Source organism: Streptomyces sp. SID3343 (assembly GCF_009865215.1).
Taxonomy (GTDB): Bacteria; Actinomycetota; Actinomycetes; order Streptomycetales; family Streptomycetaceae; genus Embleya.
The window spans coordinates 1-16,798 of sequence record NZ_WWJX01001519.1; the positions used below are offsets into that span (position 1 = coordinate 1).

General features: G+C 70.7%; 13 protein-coding genes and 1 tRNA gene. 6 read left to right on the forward strand and 8 right to left on the reverse strand.

Annotated elements, in window-relative coordinates:
• The first annotated feature begins 1,500 nt into the window (after positions 1 to 1,500).
• The 4 genes from GT354_RS48180 to GT354_RS48195 all read left to right on the forward strand — a co-directional run bounded on the left by GT354_RS48180 (position 1,501) and on the right by GT354_RS48195 (position 7,721).
• Complete coding sequence (locus GT354_RS48180) at positions 1,501 to 3,372, forward strand: FAD/NAD(P)-binding protein (protein WP_237536191.1); 1,872 nt, start codon at positions 1,501 to 1,503, stop codon at positions 3,370 to 3,372.
• Positions 3,369 to 4,241 (forward strand): glutathione S-transferase C-terminal domain-containing protein, encoded by an 873-nt coding sequence (locus tag GT354_RS48185; RefSeq protein ID WP_161364269.1) that lies wholly within the window; start codon positions 3,369 to 3,371, stop codon positions 4,239 to 4,241. The genes GT354_RS48180 and GT354_RS48185 overlap by 4 nt, the downstream gene beginning before the upstream one ends.
• Positions 4,242 to 4,571: 330 nt before the next feature.
• A complete protein-coding gene (locus GT354_RS48190; RefSeq protein ID WP_161364271.1) occupies positions 4,572 to 7,022 on the forward strand; it encodes an endonuclease/exonuclease/phosphatase family protein in 2,451 nt (816 codons plus the stop codon).
• 294 nt (positions 7,023 to 7,316) lie between these two features.
• Positions 7,317 to 7,721, forward strand: coding sequence for a hypothetical protein (locus GT354_RS48195; RefSeq protein WP_161364273.1), 405 nt, complete (start codon positions 7,317 to 7,319; stop codon positions 7,719 to 7,721).
• Positions 7,722 to 7,811: 90 nt separating this feature from the next.
• On the opposite strand, the gene GT354_RS56195 is transcribed toward GT354_RS48195, so the two are convergent.
• The 4 genes from GT354_RS56195 to GT354_RS48215 all read right to left on the reverse strand — a co-directional run bounded on the left by GT354_RS56195 (position 7,812) and on the right by GT354_RS48215 (position 13,152).
• Positions 7,812 to 9,065, reverse strand: a complete 1,254-nt coding sequence (locus GT354_RS56195; RefSeq protein WP_161364276.1) for a M28 family peptidase — start codon at positions 9,063 to 9,065, stop codon at positions 7,812 to 7,814.
• Between the two features lie 672 nt (positions 9,066 to 9,737).
• Positions 9,738 to 10,658: an EamA family transporter gene (locus GT354_RS48205; RefSeq protein ID WP_346012513.1), complete on the reverse strand. Its 921-nt coding sequence runs from the start codon at positions 10,656 to 10,658 to the stop codon at positions 9,738 to 9,740.
• 666 nt (positions 10,659 to 11,324) lie between these two features.
• Positions 11,325 to 12,215 carry an AraC family transcriptional regulator gene (locus tag GT354_RS48210; RefSeq protein WP_161364278.1) on the reverse strand — a complete coding sequence of 297 codons (891 nt, stop codon included), beginning with the start codon at positions 12,213 to 12,215 and terminating at the stop codon, positions 11,325 to 11,327.
• The gene (locus GT354_RS48215; protein WP_161364280.1) at positions 12,205 to 13,152 is read right to left on the reverse strand and encodes a hypothetical protein; all 948 of its coding nucleotides are present in this window, start codon (positions 13,150 to 13,152) and stop codon (positions 12,205 to 12,207) included. Before GT354_RS48215 ends, GT354_RS48210 begins: the two co-directional genes overlap by 11 nt.
• 141 nt (positions 13,153 to 13,293) lie before the next feature.
• Here GT354_RS48215 and GT354_RS48220 point away from each other — a divergent pair.
• Positions 13,294 to 13,367 (forward strand) — tRNA-Pro (locus GT354_RS48220).
• A 361-nt stretch (positions 13,368 to 13,728) separates the two neighbouring features.
• On the opposite strand, the gene GT354_RS48225 is transcribed toward GT354_RS48220, so the two are convergent.
• Together GT354_RS48225 and GT354_RS48230 are read right to left on the reverse strand one after the other, a co-directional pair.
• Positions 13,729 to 14,100, reverse strand: a complete 372-nt coding sequence (locus GT354_RS48225; protein ID WP_161364281.1) for an STAS domain-containing protein — start codon at positions 14,098 to 14,100, stop codon at positions 13,729 to 13,731.
• The gene (locus tag GT354_RS48230) at positions 14,097 to 15,524 is read right to left on the reverse strand and encodes a GAF domain-containing SpoIIE family protein phosphatase (RefSeq protein ID WP_237536192.1); all 1,428 of its coding nucleotides are present in this window, start codon (positions 15,522 to 15,524) and stop codon (positions 14,097 to 14,099) included. Before GT354_RS48230 ends, GT354_RS48225 begins: the two co-directional genes overlap by 4 nt.
• Positions 15,525 to 15,956: 432 nt before the next feature.
• Between GT354_RS48230 and GT354_RS56200 the strand changes: the two genes are divergently transcribed.
• Complete coding sequence (locus GT354_RS56200) at positions 15,957 to 16,082, forward strand: hypothetical protein (protein WP_272924041.1); 126 nt, start codon at positions 15,957 to 15,959, stop codon at positions 16,080 to 16,082.
• Between the two features lie 102 nt (positions 16,083 to 16,184).
• On the opposite strand, the gene GT354_RS56205 is transcribed toward GT354_RS56200, so the two are convergent.
• Together GT354_RS56205 and GT354_RS48235 are read right to left on the reverse strand one after the other, a co-directional pair.
• Positions 16,185 to 16,310 carry a hypothetical protein gene (locus tag GT354_RS56205; RefSeq protein WP_272924042.1) on the reverse strand — a complete coding sequence of 42 codons (126 nt, stop codon included), beginning with the start codon at positions 16,308 to 16,310 and terminating at the stop codon, positions 16,185 to 16,187.
• Between the two features lie 50 nt (positions 16,311 to 16,360).
• Positions 16,361 to 16,798, reverse strand: a 438-nt coding sequence (locus tag GT354_RS48235) for an RHS repeat-associated core domain-containing protein (protein WP_161364283.1), incomplete at its 5' end; no start/stop codon positions are given.

The following is a 16,798-nucleotide window of genomic DNA, read 5'->3' on the forward strand; positions in this document are numbered from 1 at the left end:
CTGGGAGTCGGCGCGGTGGAGCGAGGTGCGGTCGGCCGACGCCCGGCTTGGTGCGGGCTGACGTGGAGCCGGACTCCGGCTGGGGCCGGTGCGGTTCGGCTCGGGTCGGTGCGGTTCGGCTCGGGCTTGAGGTCGAGTTCGGGGGCGGGGTCGAGTTCGGGCGTGGAGTCGAGTTCGGGCGCGGGGTCCGGGTTCGGGCCGACCGGTGCGGGCTGGTGCGGGGGCTTCGGCGCTCGGGGTGCGCCTGGGGTGGTGGGCGGCGGCGGTGTGGGCCGACGCGTTCCGGGTGCGGGCGCGGTTTCGGGTGCGAGGCGTCGAACAGGGAGCCGGGCAGGGCCCGATCAGACTCCGAGGTGGTGTCCCGCCGACTCAGGGGTCAGGAACAACACGCGGCGCTGCTGAGGCGCCCGAGGTCGATGTGGAGGCGTGCCGACAGCAGCCAACCGGCGGCGGACATGGCCGCCCCGTCGCTGCGTCGCGCAAAGTGCGCCACCGGGTTCCCCTCGCTGGGTCGTGGCGGTGCGCCACGGCTGGATGTTCCGGAATTTAACCCGCTGGGCGGCACTCGGTCAATTGCTCGACGGGGTGGTGTGCGGGCCGGTCGACCGGCGGACGGCCGGTGCGGCGTGCCTGGTGGGATGTCGTGGTGTGTCGCGAGCGGGCGTCGTGGAAGGCCGTGTGTGACGGGCTGATGTGTCGCTCGCGAACGTGCGGGGGGTGGCCGGGCGGGGCGAGGGTGTGGCCGGGTGGGAGGTGGTGCGCTGCCGTGCTTGACGTTGACAACTCGTCAGGCTGCTCCGTAGCGTCGGCGTCGTGAGTCCCGACCTGCTTCTCGTGTCGTGCCGCCACATCGACCTGTGTCGTGTGGCCGGCGGGCTCTGTCCGCGCGGCTGACTCTTCGCCGCGCTCCCCCGGCCCAGCCGCCGGGTTCTCGGATCTTCTGCCTGGGATCTCTCGCCTGTTCCGGATCTGCTCCGGATCTTCCCCTGCCGCTGATCGAGTTGCGCATTTGCCTTGTGGCGTAAGGCTTTTCCATCACGCAGACCGGGCCCGACGTCACTTCGGGGCGTCGGAAGTCAGGCGTTTGTGCGCTTGGCGCCTGTGGCTCCTTCGATGTCCGCGACACCTTCGGCGTCTTCGGCGTCTTCGGCGTTCTTGACATCTTCGGCGTCCTCGGAGCCTTCGGAGCCTTCGGCGTCTTTTGATGCCCTTCGGTGACTCCCGTGGCTGATCCCTCGGATTCCCGGTCTCGTCTTCCTGCCGTGTCCCCTTGAGGGGAGAGCCATGCCCGACCATTCCGCCGATCCGTCCGTCCTGTCCACTCCGTCCACTTCGTCCACTCCGTCAGGTTCGCCGGTGCCATCGGATCCTTCCGGCTCCTTTGGCGTGTTCGGTTCGTCCGCCTTGCTCGATTCCGGCGCTGCCGGTGGCTTGCCGACCGGCGGGGATGCGGGTGGGTCGCCCGACGTTCTCGATCCGGTCGGGCGTCGGTCCGAGCGGTTGCGACCGGTCGCAGTCTGCATCGTCGGCGCCGGGCCGGGCGGATCCTCCGTGCTCGAACGCCTGCTCGCCAACGTGCCCGAGGTGCTCGGTGATCGGCCGTTGCACGTGCATGTTGTCGATCCGTATCCGCCGGGCGCGGGCCGGGTCTGGCGGCGGGCCCAGTCGCCGCTGCTGTGGGCGAACTCGCTGGCGTCCGACATCACCTTGTTCACCGATGAACTGTCCACGATCGAGGGGCCGATCCGCCCGGGGCCCTCGTTGGCCGAGTGGGCGCACGACCGGTCGACCGAGCTCCTCGAAGGTGAAAGCTCACCCGAACTGGCGTCGTTTGCCGCCGAGTTGCGCGCGTGTGGCCCGACGTCCTTTCCGACTCGGCCACTGCTCAGTGCCTATCTCGCGTGGTTCTTCCGGGCGACCGTCGCGGGTGCGCCGGCCAATGTCCGGGTGCTCGTGCATCAGGCCGCGGTGGTGGACGTCACCGACGGGGCCCGGCGGCAGTTCGTGCATCTGAGCGGTCGCCGGCCGCCGTTGCGGGTGGACGCGGTGATCCTGGCGCAGGGTCACCTCGACGCCGAGCCCACTTCGGCCGAGCGCGAGCAAATCAGGTTCGCGCGCCGGCACGGCCTGGTGTACATACCCACCGGCTACACCGCCGACTTGGACCTGGCAGGGCTGCGCTCGGGCGAGCCGGTGTTGGTGCGCGGGATCGGGTTGGCGTTCGTGGACTTGATGGTGCGGCTGAGCCACGGCCGGGGCGGCTCGTTCGCGCGAGACGCGGACGGCGTGTTGCGCTACCGCCCGTCGGGGCGTGAGCCGGTGTTGTTCGCGGCGTCGCGGCGCGGCGTGCCGTACCGGTCCAAGACGGGCTACGAGTGGTCGGGCGAACGGCCGCCGCTCCCGCGGTTTTTCACGTTCGAGGCTGCGCGGGATGCGGTGGACATGTGGCCGTTGATCACGAAGGAGTTGGCCGGTGCGCACTATCACCGGCTGTTCACCGCGCATGGGGAGCGCACGGCGATGGGGTGGTCCGAGTTCTCGGCGGCGTTCGAGGCGGCCGGGTCGGATGCGGCGGTGGCCGAGTTGGTCGGGCGGGCGGTGCCGGATCCGGCGGATCGATTCGATGTGGCGTTGTTGGATCGGCCGGTCGGGGGGCGGCGGTTCGCGAATGCGGGGGCGCTGCAGGAGTGGATGCACGAGCACATCGCGGCCGATCTCGCGCGTCGGCACGATCGCGGGTACAGCCAGGACCTGGCCGCGATACACGCGCTGTTGAGCGTGTACGGGGTCGTCCTGCGGCTTCAGGATGCCGGGCATCCGGTGGATGTGCCGCGGCTGTTGGCGTTCTTCAGCTATCTCGCGAGCGGGCCGCCGGGCCCGCGTCTGGAGGAGTTGCTCGCGCTGGCCCGGGCGGGTGTGGTGCGCTTTCTGGGCGAGGACGCGGTCATCACGGCCGACGACGCGGCGGGTGGGTGGCGGGCGTCGAGCCCGACCGTGCCGGGGCTCGACGTGAGCGCGCGGGCGCTGGTGGAGGCGCGGTTGCCGGAGCCGGCGCTCCGGCGCACGCGTGACGCCTTGTTGCGGCGGTTGGCCGCGCGGGGCGGTGTCACCGCCGATCCGGCGGGGCGGGTGTCCGCGCGGGCGGGCGACCGGCGGTTGGTGGACGCGCGTGGTGACGCGCATCCGAGTCGGTTCGCGGTGGGACACGGTGTGGCGGGTGGTGCCGGGAGCGCGGGGTTCTCCCGGCCCCGTTTCGACGCGCCGTCGTTTCGGGTCAACGACGCGTTGGCTCGGGGCGTACTGAATCATCTACGGGACGTCGGTCCGGCGTCTTCGGACCGGCTGGAACTTGTGACAGGAGCGACTCAGTGACCCTCGAAATCGGCTATGCGAGCCCTGTGGACGTCGACGCGTACGGCCCGTACACGGTGCGCGATCCCGACTATCCGTTCGTCGGGCTCATCGGTGATCGGGTATATCCGGCGGTGGCGGGGCGATACCACCTGTACTTGTCGCACGGTTGCCCGTGGGCGCACATCGCGGCGATCGTGCGACATGCGCGCGGGTTGCGCGACGTGATCGGTGTCTCGTACGTGGACGAGGAACGCGACGGCCGCGGTTGGGCGTTCCGCGAGCGGTTCGGTCCTGATCGGGCGAACGGGTTCGCGTTGCTGCGGGAGGCGTACGAGGCCACCGAACCGGGTTATCCGGGCCACATCTCGGTGCCGACGCTGTGGGACACGGTGACGCGTCGGATCGTGTCGAACGACTACGACACACTGGCGAACAACTTGATCACGGCGTTCGACGGGGTGGTCGATGCGGGCGCGGGCGCTGTCGACCTGTATCCGGAGGATTTGCGCGAGGCGATCGACACGACCGACGAGGACTTCGCGACGGCGGCGCGTCGGGGCGGTCTGTGGACGTCGGAGGAGGGCGTGGTGATCAACACGCTGGAGCGCTCGGACGCGCATCTCGCGGACAAGCGTTACCTGTTCGGGGATCGGTTCACGGTGTCGGACATCCGGTTCTGGGTGAAGTTGGTGCGCTTCACGAGGACGTATCACGCGGCGGTTGCGCAGGACGGGCGCACGCTTGTGGACTATCCGAATCTGTGGGGCTACGCGCGGGATCTGTATACGCGGCCGGAGTTTCGTGAGACCACGGACCTGTCCGTGCACGCGAGTTCGCTCTCGGCGGGGCAGTGGACGCAGCCGCACGATCGGGCCTTGTCGGCCTGATCGGGTCGCCGGGATCGAGTGGGCGGCTCTGCGGGGCTGGGAGTTGGGCGTCGGGTAGTGGGCGTCGGGTAGCGGGTGTCGGGTGTTGGGGATGGCCTGTTCCGGTCGGTGGGTGGGCGCGGTGGTGCGGGGCGTGAGGGGAAAGGTTCGGGTCGAGGGTGGGTGTCGGCTGCTTTGGGGTTTCCCAAACGATGGACGCCGTTCATCCGCAGTCCCGAGAATGGCCCGCACCTGTCCCTTTTCTCTTACCGGAGGCCCTGGGTGACATTCCGTCAGCAAGTGTCCCGTCGACGATCCGGATCCGGATCGCGGCGGCGACCGATCGGTGTGGTGGCCGCGACCGTGGCCGGCGCTCTCGCCGGTACCGCGTTGGTGCTCGCTCCTACGTCTGCGAACGCGGCTCCGGCCGTGGACGTGTTGCTCGCCGAGGTGTACGGCGGTGGCGGCAACAACGGTGCGACGCTCACGAACGACTTCGTGGAACTGGCGAACAAGGCTTCGGCCGCGGTGGCGGTCGACGGGTGGAGCGTGCAGTATCTGCCGGCGGCGCCCAAGCCGACGTCGCAGTGGCAAGTCACCGCGCTGACCGGCACGGTGGCGCCCGGTGGCCGGTTCCTGGTCGGCGAGGGCAAGGGCGCCGGTGGCACCGTGGCGCTTCCGACGCCCGACGTTTCGGGGTCGATCAACCTGTCCGGCACGGCCGGTACGGTCGCGTTGGTGCGCGGTACGACGGCGCTGACGTGTTTGACCGCCGCCGACTGTGTCGCGGACGCGCGTGTGGTGGACGTGTTGGGCTACGGCGACGCCGTGGTCCGCGAGGGTGCGCCGGCCGGTGCTTCCGCGAACGCGACGGCACTGGCCCGGGCGGCTTCCCTGGCGGATACCGACGACAACGCGGCCGACTTCGTGGTGGGCGCCCCGACTCCGCTCAATGCGCGTGGGGAGGGCCCCACGGGTCCTGGTCCGGGTGAGCCGGAGCCGACGAACGCACGGATCCACGATATTCAGGGCACGACGCGGGTGTCGCCGAAGAACGGCGCGCGGGTGGCGAGTGTCCCGGGTGTCGTCACGGGGATTCGCAGCTTCGGGAATTCGCGCGGCTTCTGGTTCCAGGACACCCAGGCGGACGACGATCCCCGCACGTCCGAGGGCGTGTTCGTGCTGACCGGTGGTGTCACGCCGCAGGTGGCGGTCGGCGACGCGGTCAAGGTGAGCGCGAAGGTCGACGAGTTCTATCCCGGCGGCGTCAACGTCGGCGGCCAGTCGCTGACCCAACTCGTCGGGGCGACTTGGGTGATCGACGCGTCGGGTCAGGCGCTGCCGGCTCCGGTGGTGGTGGACGCGGCGAAGGTCCCGGACGTGTACACGGCCAACGGGCCCGCCGGTTCGCCGTCGATCGAGGCGTTGCCGCTGGAGCCGACGAAGTACGCGCTCGACCTGTACGAGTCGCTGGAAGGCCAGTTGACGCGCGTAGCCGATGCGCGAGTGGTGGGCGCGAGTACGTCGTTCGGCGAGATGTGGGTCACCGTTGAGCCGACGCAGAACGCGACGGCGCAGGGCGGCACGTTGTACGCCGGATACGATGCGCAAAACGGCGGGCGGGTGAAGGTCTCGTCGCTGGTGCCGTTCGCGCAGGAGCCGTTCCCGCAGGCGAACGTGGGCGACACGCTCACGGGTGTCACGACGGGTCCGCTGACGTACGACAACTTCGGCGGTTACACGCTGGCCGCGACCACGCTGGGCAAGGTGGCCAAGGGGTCGTTGAAGCCCGAGTCGACGCGCGATCAGAAGAAGACCGAACTGGCGGTGGCCACGTACAACGTGGAGAACCTGTCGCCGAAGGACGCGCAGGCCAAGTTCGATCGGCTGGCGAAGGGGATCGTCGTCAACCTGGCGACCCCCGACGTGGTGGCCTTGGAGGAGATCCAGGACAACAGCGGGCCGACGAACGACGGTGTGGTGGCCGCCGATCAGACGTTGGACAAGCTGGTCGCGGCGATCAAGGCGGCGGGTGGGCCCACGTATCAGTGGCGCTCGATCGAGCCGGTCGACGGCAAGGACGGCGGCCAACCCGGCGGCAATATCCGCAACGCGTTCCTGTTCGACGCTACGCGCGTCGAGTTCGTGGACCGTCCCGGTGGCGGTCCCACGGCCGCGGTGGGGGTGCGCAAGGACTGGTTGGGGCGCACCCAATTGACCCAGTCGCCGGGGCGCATCTCGCCGGCGGACCCGGCGTGGGACAGCAGCCGTAAGCCGCTCGCGGCGGAGTTCCGCTTCCGTGGCAAGTCGGTGTTCGTGATCGCGAACCACTTCGCGTCCAAGGGCGGTGACCAGGCCCTGGACAGCCGATTCCAGCCGCCGTCGCGCAGCTCCGAGGTGCAGCGCGTCGCGCAGGCGAAGGTGCTGCGCACGTTCGTCGACCAACTGCTCGCATCCGACCCGCGCGCCAACCTGGTGGTGCTCGGCGACCTGAACGACTTCGCCTTCTCCCCCACGCTCGGCACGCTCACCCAGGGCGGCGCGTTGCGCACATTGGTCGACACGCTGCCGGCGAACGAGCGTTGGGGCTACGTGTTCAACGGCAACAGCCAGATGCTCGACCAGATTCTGACCAGTTCGCGGATCACCCGCTTCGAGTACGACATCGTGCACGTGAACGCGGCCTTCGCGGACCAGGCGAGCGACCACGACCCGCAGATCCTGCGGGTGCGGCCGAGCACGGGGAGCGACTTCCTGGACTACGTGGAACAGCTCTTCGAGGAGTGGGTGGATCGGGGCTGAGGTCGGCGTCGGTCCCAGACCGACCGGAGGCGAGCCGGGGTTTGGGTCGGGTCGGAGTTCGAGGCCGGACCTGCGTTTGGTCCCCGGGCTGATGGTCGGTCAGGCCGCGCTCGGAGTCGGAGGGTTCGGCTCCGGGCGCGGTCGTGCGTTGGGGGGCTGGGGTGTCGATGCCGGTGAGGCGGGCGGTGCGTTCGCGTGTCAGGATGTCGCGCATGAATGCTTCCCGCTGCCTCGTTCGGGCCCGAAGGGGCCGTGCCGCGTAGGTCTCCCGGATCACTTCGTCCGATCCGCCCCATGTGGTCGAGCGGTCGGCTGCGCTATCGGCACGTGCCCGGGCTGCCGGGGTCGGCGAACGCGGCGATTCGACAGTGGGAATCGCGTCGAGGCACGCCGGGCCGAGTTGCCGTCGCCGTGAGCGTGTGGTCGGCGCACGTATACCGCACCGATCGCCGATGGCGGCCGTGGGAGGCGGAGTTCACGTGCGCGTGCTGCGGCGAGGAGTGGGCACGCGACACCCTGGAGGAGGCGATGGCGGCACTGCCTGCGGGCACCGCGTCCCGCTTGCGCGTCGTGGTCGAGCGATTGGACGACGTGCTGGTGGCGCGAAGCCATCAGGTACCGTCGACGCCGGCCGAACTGCCGTGGTGGCGGCGGTTGTGCACCGAGTGCGGGGAACGACGGTGGTTGGTGCGGCGATGAACGGCGTCGTCGGCCACGTGATCGGCGATACGGCGCTGCGCACGCTCTGTTGCTGTTCCGACGTCTGCGGCCGACCGGAAACGGCGCCGGTCAGGCGCCTGCGGCCAGGGCGCGGGCGGCCGCTTCCGCGAGCGCGCAGGCGTCGGATACGCAGGCGTAGTCGACGTGTTCGGGCAGGTCGGTGTGCAAGTGGTAGTGCGGGATGAGCTTTTGGTCGTCGATCGAGACCAGGGTGGCCGTGGGGTAGCCGTGCCGGTTGGGGACCACGCCGTCCGTGGAACTACGGGAGCGCAGGCCGGTGAGGACGTTGATGTTGTCGCGGGTCGCGCATTCGGAGAGCAGGTTGTTGAAGGGGACGTCGTAGGGCTCCATGTGGAGCGGGCCCTCGGCTTCGAGCAGCACGAGATTGCCCGATCCCACGGTGTCGACGTTGAGGAACCACGTGCTGTCGAGCGGCAGCTGCGGGAAGTGGCGGCGTGCGAAGCCGCGTATGCCCTCTTGGAGGGCCTCTTCCGCGCCGGCGGACACGAGCAGGACGCGCACTCCGTGGATCGGGTCGTCGCGGAGTGTCTTCGCCATGGCGATCAGGACCGCGACGCCGGACAGGTTGTCGTTGGCACCGGGGACCGCCCGGCTGCGGCCGATCTGGGTGAAGGCCGCGGTGCACAGTGCGGCGAGGCCGATTCCGGTACGGCGTAGGGTCGTTGACCCGGTGGCGCAGCCGAGTGCGACCAGTGCGGGGGCGGCGACCACGGGCCACCACAGCGGCGGGTTCTCGTTCACCTTGTCGAGCAGGTGTGGGTAGCGCGTGGCGAGCCGGCGTGCGGCTCGCTCGTCGAACACCGCGCCGGTGGGGGCCGCGTCGTGATGGGCCGTGATCACGAGCGTGCGCGTGGCTGTGGGATCGCCGACGGACGCGACGACGTTGTAGGCGCTGCGGCGCCGGCCGGCGAGGGCGCGGCGGGCGTACTGGTTGCGGTAGGAGATGTCGTCGACGACACCGATCGTGGCGGCGGTCGCGGCCAGCGTCGCGGCGACGCGTGAGCGTTTGGCGAGCAGCCCGGCGGCGACGGTGATCGCGCTGAGTGTGCCTATCGGTCGGGCATACGAGGAGTAGGCGGGCTCCTCCTCCACGACCGCGTCGTCCGCGCCGAGTTCACGGAGCAGATCGGCGATCCGGTGCGCGGCCTCCCGCTCCCCGGCGGAGGTGGGCAGGCGCTCGATCGCTGCCAACGGCTCGATGACGGCGCGCAGTTCGGCCTCGGTCGGGCGGCGGGACCGTCGATTTGCGTTGCCGCGGTCACCTCCCGGCGGGGGCTCGTCGGTACGTCCGAGGCTGGTCATGCGCACACCCTGCCACGGCGCCACACAGGACGGGGAGACCGGCAACGGAAAACGTGCCCCTCGTCCCGCCCGGGGCCGCGCCGCCACGAACGACCGGAGCAACTGCCCGCATCCACGCGTCGAACGCACCCATACCTCGAACGCGCCCACCGAAGACCACCCGGCTCGGCCGGAGACCAGAGCGCGCTAACGGCGCCGGGAACCCCAACGTGCACCGAACTCTCCCTCCGGCCCACGGATCGACGCCGCGTGCGCATCCCGCGCGCGGCCGGCGCACACACCCGGCGCCGGCCCTGCCGGCGTAGGGCAGCCGAACCGGGCCGGGGGTGGGCGGCCCTGTAGCGGGTCGGGCTCGAACCGCCCGGCATCGGTGGCCCGGGAGGCGATCAACTCGGCCGTTCCCAGAGCGGGTTCACCACCGCCTCCCATCCGAGCGCCCCGACTGTAGACGGCCGTTGCCTCTCCCGCGTCCGGGCACCGGGTCAAGGCGGCGACAGCGCGCAGTTCGACGTAGTCCCGACGGGGCACACGTGCCGCGGACGGGACGGGACGGGACGGGATCGGACCGGACGGGATCGGACGGGACCGGACCGGAGCGAGCCGAGCCGAGCCGAGCCGCGCCGCCGCGCCCGCGAACGTCGTCGCGGTCTGCCGGGGAGGGGATTCGTCGCGTCACAGCCGCTGTCCGGGCGCGTCCACCGCGCCGGGCAGCGGCTCCTCGGTCGCCGGTACGACCGCTGCCGCGTTCCTGCGCGTGGCCAGGACCGCTCCACCGAGGATGAGCAGGAACGACAGGCCGATGGCAAGGGTGAACTTCTCGTCCAGGATCAGTACGCCGGCGGCAACCGCGACGGCCGGGTTGACATACGTGATCACGGTCGCGCGGGCCGCGCCGACCTCGCGGACCAGTTCGAAGAAGATCACCATCGCGACCGCGGTGCACAGCAGCGCCAGCACGCCCATCGCGCCGAACGCCTTGCCGGTGGGCACGTGGTCGGGCCACTGGTACGCCGCGAGCGGCACGTACACGAGCGCGGTGAAGCCCAGGCATACGGTGGTCATCGGCAGGCTCGGCACGTCCTTGAGTTTGCGTTCGGCCACCAACGCCGCGCCTGCGTAACACAGGGCGGTCGCGAGCACCTCGACCGCCGCCCATGGGTCGCCGCCGCCGAGGGTGGGTCCCGCGAGGACCGCGACACCGCCGAACCCGATCGCCAGTCCGGCCCAGCGCACCGGGCCCATTCGCTCGGTGCCGCCGGTCAGGTACACGAGCACCGCCCCGAAGATCGGCACGGAGGCGATCAGCAGCCCGGTGGTCGAGCTGGACAACCGGCGTTCGGCGTCGGAGAGCATCCACCACGGCCCGACGAACTCGGTCACCGCGAACACGAGCAGCGGCCACGTGTAGGGCGTGAGCCCACGCATCCCGCCCCCGCGCAGCGCGAACGGCAGCAGGACCAATGCCGCGACCCCGGTACGCGCGAACACCAGCACCGCGGGCGACACGTCCTCGACCGCGACCTTGATCAGCAGGTAGGGGATCCCCCAGATAACGCACATGCACGCGAACAACAACGCCCCACGACGACTCACGGCCGCGTCCCCTCCGTCTTCTCGATTCCGCGACGATGATCAGCCACCGGCGGCGGGCCGGTCTAGAACGTTGTTGCGGACGCACGGCGACTCACCCACTCACGGCGACACGGCCGAGGCCCGCGAAGCCCCGGCCGGAGCAGCGGGTGCGGGTACGGGTACGGGCAGGGGCCGCATACGTGCGCGGGCGGCGGGTCGCAGCCTGCCTGGGCCGGCTTGCGGCGAAGATGGTGTTGCGCGCGTGCGCACCAACCGCGCCGGCCTGCCGGGTGAACCTGTGCCCGCGCCGCGTCATGTGGCGGGCCGGCCTCTCGAACCCCGACGGCGAAGCCGGCGCCGAACCGGAACGCGTGTCGGGTCGGGCCGACAACGGGCCTCGGCCGGCCGGTCGGGGCGCACCTCGTGCTACCGGTGGATGCACCACGTCGCGCGGCCCGGGTCGGCCTCTCGAACGACAAGGCCGTGGCTCGTACGGCGCCCTCGTACCCACCGCCTCCCGCGCGGCGCGCGGCGCGCGGCAACGGGTGGTCACGGCCCGAGCGGCCCTCAAGCCCTCGCTCTCGCGCGCTCCTGGGTCTCGGGCACGAAACGTCGCAGTCCGGTCGGCGTCCGCCTCCCCCGTCGCGGCCGGGTCGGTCCCGCCGAGACCACACGGTCGTGGCGCGGTCAGCGTCCCGGGGCGATGTGGTCGGGTCGTGGTGACAACGTCGTGGCGAGGCGCTGTTGCGGGACGACGACGCTGTTGCGGTACGCGCCGGGCGTGACGCCCAGGACGCGCCGGAACCAGCGTCCGAGGTGGGCCTGATCGGCGAAGCCGACCGCGTGGGCGACCTCGGCCGGGGTCATTCCGCGCGCGAGCAGGCCCTTCGCGCGGGTGACGCGGTGCTGGGCGAGCCAGGCGTACGGGGGCAGGCCCACGGCGTCGCGGAAGGCGCGCAGGGTCTGGTAGCGGGAGAGGCCGATGCCGGCGGCCAGGTCGGTCAGCGACGGCGGTTGTACGAGTTCGTCGGCGAGCCGCTCTCGGACCGCGCGGGCGACCCGGGCGGCGTCGGGCGAGAAGCGGTCGGCGGCTCGTACCCGGACGGCGTGCCGCCGCACCAGGGCGCGCAGCACCTCCACGACACGCGATTCGCCCTCGAACGCGTCGCCGCCGACGGTGAGGTGCTCGTGCAGCGCGACGATCTCGGCGGCGAGCGCCGTGTCGTCGACGATCAGCGACGGGAAGTGCGGGAGCGGCCCGATCACGTCTTCGCCGACGAGTTCCGGCGTGGGGTACAGCACGCGGTAGGCGTAGCCCTCGGGTATGCCGGCGCCGCCGGTGTGCGTCTCCCCCGGCTCGGCGACCACGACCGCGCCGGGGCCGGAGCGGTGTACGGCCCCGCGATACGCGATCTGCTCGATCCCCTCCACGCACACGCCGATGGCGAACTCCTCGTGCGCGTGCGGCGCGTAGCGGTGCCGCCGGAACCGGGCGGTCATCAAGTCCAGCGGGGCGTCGTGGACCCCGTGCACGCGAGTCCACACCGCCGACTCGCCGTCGGCGGTGTCACCATTCATGTCTGTGCGCCCGCAGGTAAGCGTGCACGGGCCGTCCGGGCACGATGGGCTCGAACCACGCTTCGGGTCCGGGGTCCGACAGCCGCAACTCGACCGAGTCCGGGTCCTCGAGGGCTGCGTCGCTGAACGTCACGAACGCGGCCTCGACGTCGTCGTCGTACAACCCGAGCCGCTCCAGCATCGAGGCGCCCTGGTCCACCAACAACCGCAAGGCCATCTCCTCGGCGAAACACGCCGGAGGCGCCCACCCCGTCCCACTCAACCGCCCCAGGATCTCCACCGCCGCCACCACGAATCGTCGAACGAACCCTTCCTCTTGTACGGGCAACTCGTCCAACACAAAAAACGAGGCCCCGTCCTCGGCCCGAAGATTCACCAGATCCGTGAACAGCAGATCCACCAGCACACCCACCGAAGCCGCCACCGCCCCGGCCGCGAGCCGTGCCTTCTCCTCGGGCACATCGGGCTGCGCGGTATCGGCGTCACATCCGAAGGCGTCGAGTCCGAACGCCCGCACCCCCGCGGCCTGCCGCTCGATCCGCGCCCGCTCCTCGGGCAACGGCCCTCGCGCCCGCAGCATCGGGTCCTCCGACGGCGCATCCGGCCCGTCGGCCGCCATCAAACTCTCGTACACAAGATCGTCGTGCAATTGCACCTCACTGCGCACGACCCGCCAATCGGCCAGGATCCCACTGGCCTCCAACACCCCCATCACCATCTGCCGCGCCGTCCGCTCGGCCGACTCCAGGGTGGGCGCGTCCACGGACAACAGCACCGCGGCCCCATCCGACCGAGTGCTGACCCGAAAGTCCACCAGATCCACCCCGACCCCATCGGCCTCCTCGAACCCCTCCACGGAATCGAGCCCATCACTCAACACGGCCCCGACCCCGAACCGCTGGAGCGCGTCCAGATCGGGATAGGTCTCAAGGGGCACGACATCAACATTCACCGGGTAAGCCACCCGAAGATCTTCCCGGACCAACCCCCGTGCTCACGCCCCGACACCACCGAACAACCCCGTGGCAGACCACCCCCCAAAGTGCGATATGGTTTCCGTGTTCGGCCAGCCGGACACCGGGACGTGGCGCAGCTTGGTAGCGCACTTGACTGGGGGTCAAGGGGTCGCAGGTTCAAATCCTGTCGTCCCGACGGTGTCGAAGAGGCGCTGACCTAGGCGAAAGCCCAGGTCAGCGCCTCTTACTGGTTTAGACCACGTGACGACCGGATGAGCGCGGTCACGGAGTTCCGCCACGACGCCCTGCTCTACGCGGGGGTGGACCGAACGTCCCCGTCGACGACGTGGGTGTGGAACGACGGAGCAGCTTTCCTCGAGCCGGTCGCCACGCCCGACCGGTTTCACGTTCGGTGCGGGTGATGGATCTCGAGTCGCCCTCGTTGCTCGTCATCCTGGGGCCGGCGGGTTCATGGGCTACGGGGTGGGCGTGAACGAGGCCGGTGGCGCCCCGGGGGTCGATCCGGCCGCCTTTGCCCGGGCGGCCACCACAGGGGGTTACGCGGAGGCCGTGCCTGGGCTGGGGGTGTGCGCGACGAGGGCGTGGGCGGCTGTGGGGTGGGCGGGCAACAGGGTGCTGAGGCCGGTGAGGTCCAGCAGCCGTTCAAGGCGGTCGGGGACGGCGGCGAGGACCAGGGTGCCGTCGGCGGTCTTGGCGCAGCGGAAGATGCCGACCAGGGCGTTGAAGCCCGAGGAGTCGCAGAAGGTGACGCCCCCGAGGTCCAGGATCAGGTGCCGGTGGCCTTGTTCGATCAGGGCCAGTGCCTGGGCGCGCAAGCGGGGGGCGGTGGCTATGTCGAGTTCCCCGACGATGTGGGCCAGGGCGAGGTCGCCGTCGGTGTGCTGTGTGGTGAGGCGGAAGTCGGTCACGGGCGGCTCTCCGACGTCTCGCCGGCGGGGGCGATGGTGTGGGCGGTTGCGGTGAGGCCGTCCGCGTCGCGTGCGAGGGGGACGGCCAGGGCCAGCAGGGCGACGTCGTCTCCGGCGCCGTGGGGTGTGGTGTCGAGGAGGTCGACGGTGTCCTTGATGACCGCGGCCGCGCCGACGGGCCCGGTGCGTGCGGAGAGGAAGCGGGTCAGGCCCTCTTCTCCGATCATTTTTCCGCCCAGGGTGCGGGCCTCGGTCAGTCCGTCGGTGTAGAGGAGCAGTCCTTCGCCCGGGGCGAGGTGGAAGGTGTGGGAGGCGAAGTGCGCCTCGGCGAAGGCGCCGATGAGCATGCCGCCCCGGGGGCGCACCTCTTCCGCCGTCCCCTTTCCGCGCAGGTGGTAGGCCGGGGGGTGCCCGCCGGTGGCCACCGTGACGGTGAACCCGTCCTTCTCGTGGGGTTCCAGGGTGCCGAAGACGGCGGTGCAGAAGCGGGTACCGACAGCGGGGTCGAGGAGCAGCGCCGTGTTCAGGGAGGTGAGGACTTTGTCGGGGTCGGGGTCGATCTGGGCGGCGGCGCGCAGGGTGTAGCGGGTCAGGGAGGTGACGGCGGCGGCTTCGGGGCCCTTGCCGCACACGTCTCCGAGGAAGAACGCCCATCTCGTGCCGTCGAGGGGGAAGACGTCGTAGAAGTCGCCGCCCACGTCCTGCGGGGAGGCGGTGGCGTAGTGGCAGGCCAGCTCCAGCCCCGGGATCACCGGCAGTGCCGGCGGCAGCAGGGTGCGCTGGAGGGTGGAGGCGAACGCCTGGATGGCGGCCGTGTCGCGCTCCGCGCGCTCGCGGGCCTGCTCCTGTTCGATGCGCCGCTCCTGCTCGGTGCGCAGGGCGTTCAGGGCCGCCAGGCGCATCTCCAGTTCGTCGAGCACGATCGCGGCCAGGTCGGCGAGGGTGGCGGTGTCGTCCTCGGTGATCAGGCGCGGCTTGGTGTCGAGGATGTTGACGGTGCCCAGCCGGTGCCCGTCGCCGGTGATGATCGGCGCGGCGGCGTAGAAGCGGACCGCCATCGGCCCGGTGACCAGGCCGTTGTTGGCGGCGACGGGGTCGGTAAGAGTGTCGGGAATCACCAGGGTTTCGTCGGCGAGGATCGCCGAGCCGCACAGGCCCGGCTCCCGGCCGATCTCGCTGACGCCTTCCAGACCGTGGGCTGCCTTGAACCAGATCCGGTCCTCGTCCACGATCGTCACGCTCGCCACCGGCACCTTGAACAGCCGGGCGGCCATCGCGGCGACGCGGTCGAACGCGCCGTCGGGTGGGGTGTCGAGGATGTCGTAGCGGCGCACGGCGTCCATCCGGGCCGCTTCTTCCACGGCACTGAGCGTCTGCCGCCCCGGCTTGCCCGCCGGGCTGGTCGCGTGTTCCGCTTGCGGCATCGTCCACCTCTCCTCGAGGCGCCGGCCTCGGTGCCAACGACTGCGGCAGCCTAGACCAGCCTCCTGCCGTCAAGAAGCCGGGGTTTTCTGAGGTTCGCGGCGAAGCGTGTGGAAGGGGCCGAAGGTCCGTCAAGAACCGCGTCGACAACCTCCCGGGTTCAAACCTCGCACCACCGTTTGTTGTGGACCGGACCGTCGATCGGGGCATGAAAAGGATTTCGCCCGGTTCGTGTGCTGTCGGACGCTTGTCCGGGCGGGCCGGCGACACGGCGCTGACACTTCGGGACACGGGCACCAAAGCGGAGTCGAGGTCGGACTTCGACCGGCTGCACAGCGCCGCCTGCATCGCCATGAGCACGATCGGACGTCGGATGTATCTGATGCTGGGAACGGACCGCCTCGGGAGCCTGGGCACTGCGGGTCGACCTGCCGATGTGGGCCGGATACGGGGTACCCGGCGGCCACGAGATCGACGCCGCCCAGGGATGGCAGATCGCCCCCACCCACGCGTTGATCAAGATCCCCGGCCAGGACTACCGCCGACTCCCCCGACCCTGAGCGTTCGGTTCACCGGTTCGGGTCGACCCGGGCTGGCACGACGACACCGGGTGTCCCCCGCCGTCGGCGGGGGACACCCGGTGTCGTCGTGTGGCGGAAGTGTCAGCGCTTCCTGCGCCGTGACAGGCCCCAGATGAGGAACACGACGACTACTATTGCGGCGCCGACCCAGCCGGTCAGTGGCGCTCCGGTGATGCGTGCGGCGTTCTCGCTCAGAGACGTGGTCATGTCACTTCCTGTCGTCGTGGTCGATGGTTCCCGACACGCTCGGTTCCGGGTCAGGCGTTCTCGACTGCGTCGCCGACCTGCTTGCCGACGTAGGTTCCCAGGACGGCACAGGGGACTGCTCCCGTGCCGCCGGTGATGTACGTGCACCCGGTTTCGACCAGCCCACCGGCGACGAAGTCGGCGCCCACTCCCGCAGCGCCCTTCCAATCGCCGGCGGCCACCTTCTCGCCGAACTGCCAGGCCGTGGCGACCTGATTGAGCCTGCCCAGGCGCTTGGTGGCCTTCGACGCCGCGCTCTTGAGCGACCATGTCCCCGTCGGGTCGGCCCGGTTGATCGGGTCGCCGGCCGCGTAGGCGTACCCGTTGGCTTCCTTGCCTGCGGGGTCGGTCTGGGTGAAGCGGCCCACCGACGGGTCGTAGTAGCGGGCTCCGGTCTTGTACAGGCCGGTGGGGTCGAGGTAGGTGCTCGTGTAGCGGAGCGGGTTGGG

Excerpts from the sequence above, each read along its gene's own strand:
- GT354_RS48230 (WP_237536192.1), bottom strand. The coding sequence starts at position 15,524 with ATGCCGCAAGCGGAACACGCGACCAGCCCGGCGGGCAAGCCGGGGCGG.
- GT354_RS48210 (WP_161364278.1), bottom strand. The coding sequence starts at position 12,215 with ATGAATGGTGACACCGCCGACGGCGAGTCGGCGGTGTGGACTCGCGTG.
- GT354_RS48195 (WP_161364273.1), top strand. The coding sequence starts at position 7,317 with ATGTGGTCGAGCGGTCGGCTGCGCTATCGGCACGTGCCCGGGCTGCCG.
- GT354_RS56195 (WP_161364276.1), bottom strand. The coding sequence starts at position 9,065 with ATGACCAGCCTCGGACGTACCGACGAGCCCCCGCCGGGAGGTGACCGC.
- GT354_RS56205 (WP_272924042.1), bottom strand. The coding sequence starts at position 16,310 with ATGACCACGTCTCTGAGCGAGAACGCCGCACGCATCACCGGAGCGCCA.
- GT354_RS56200 (WP_272924041.1), top strand. The coding sequence starts at position 15,957 with ATGTGGGCCGGATACGGGGTACCCGGCGGCCACGAGATCGACGCCGCC.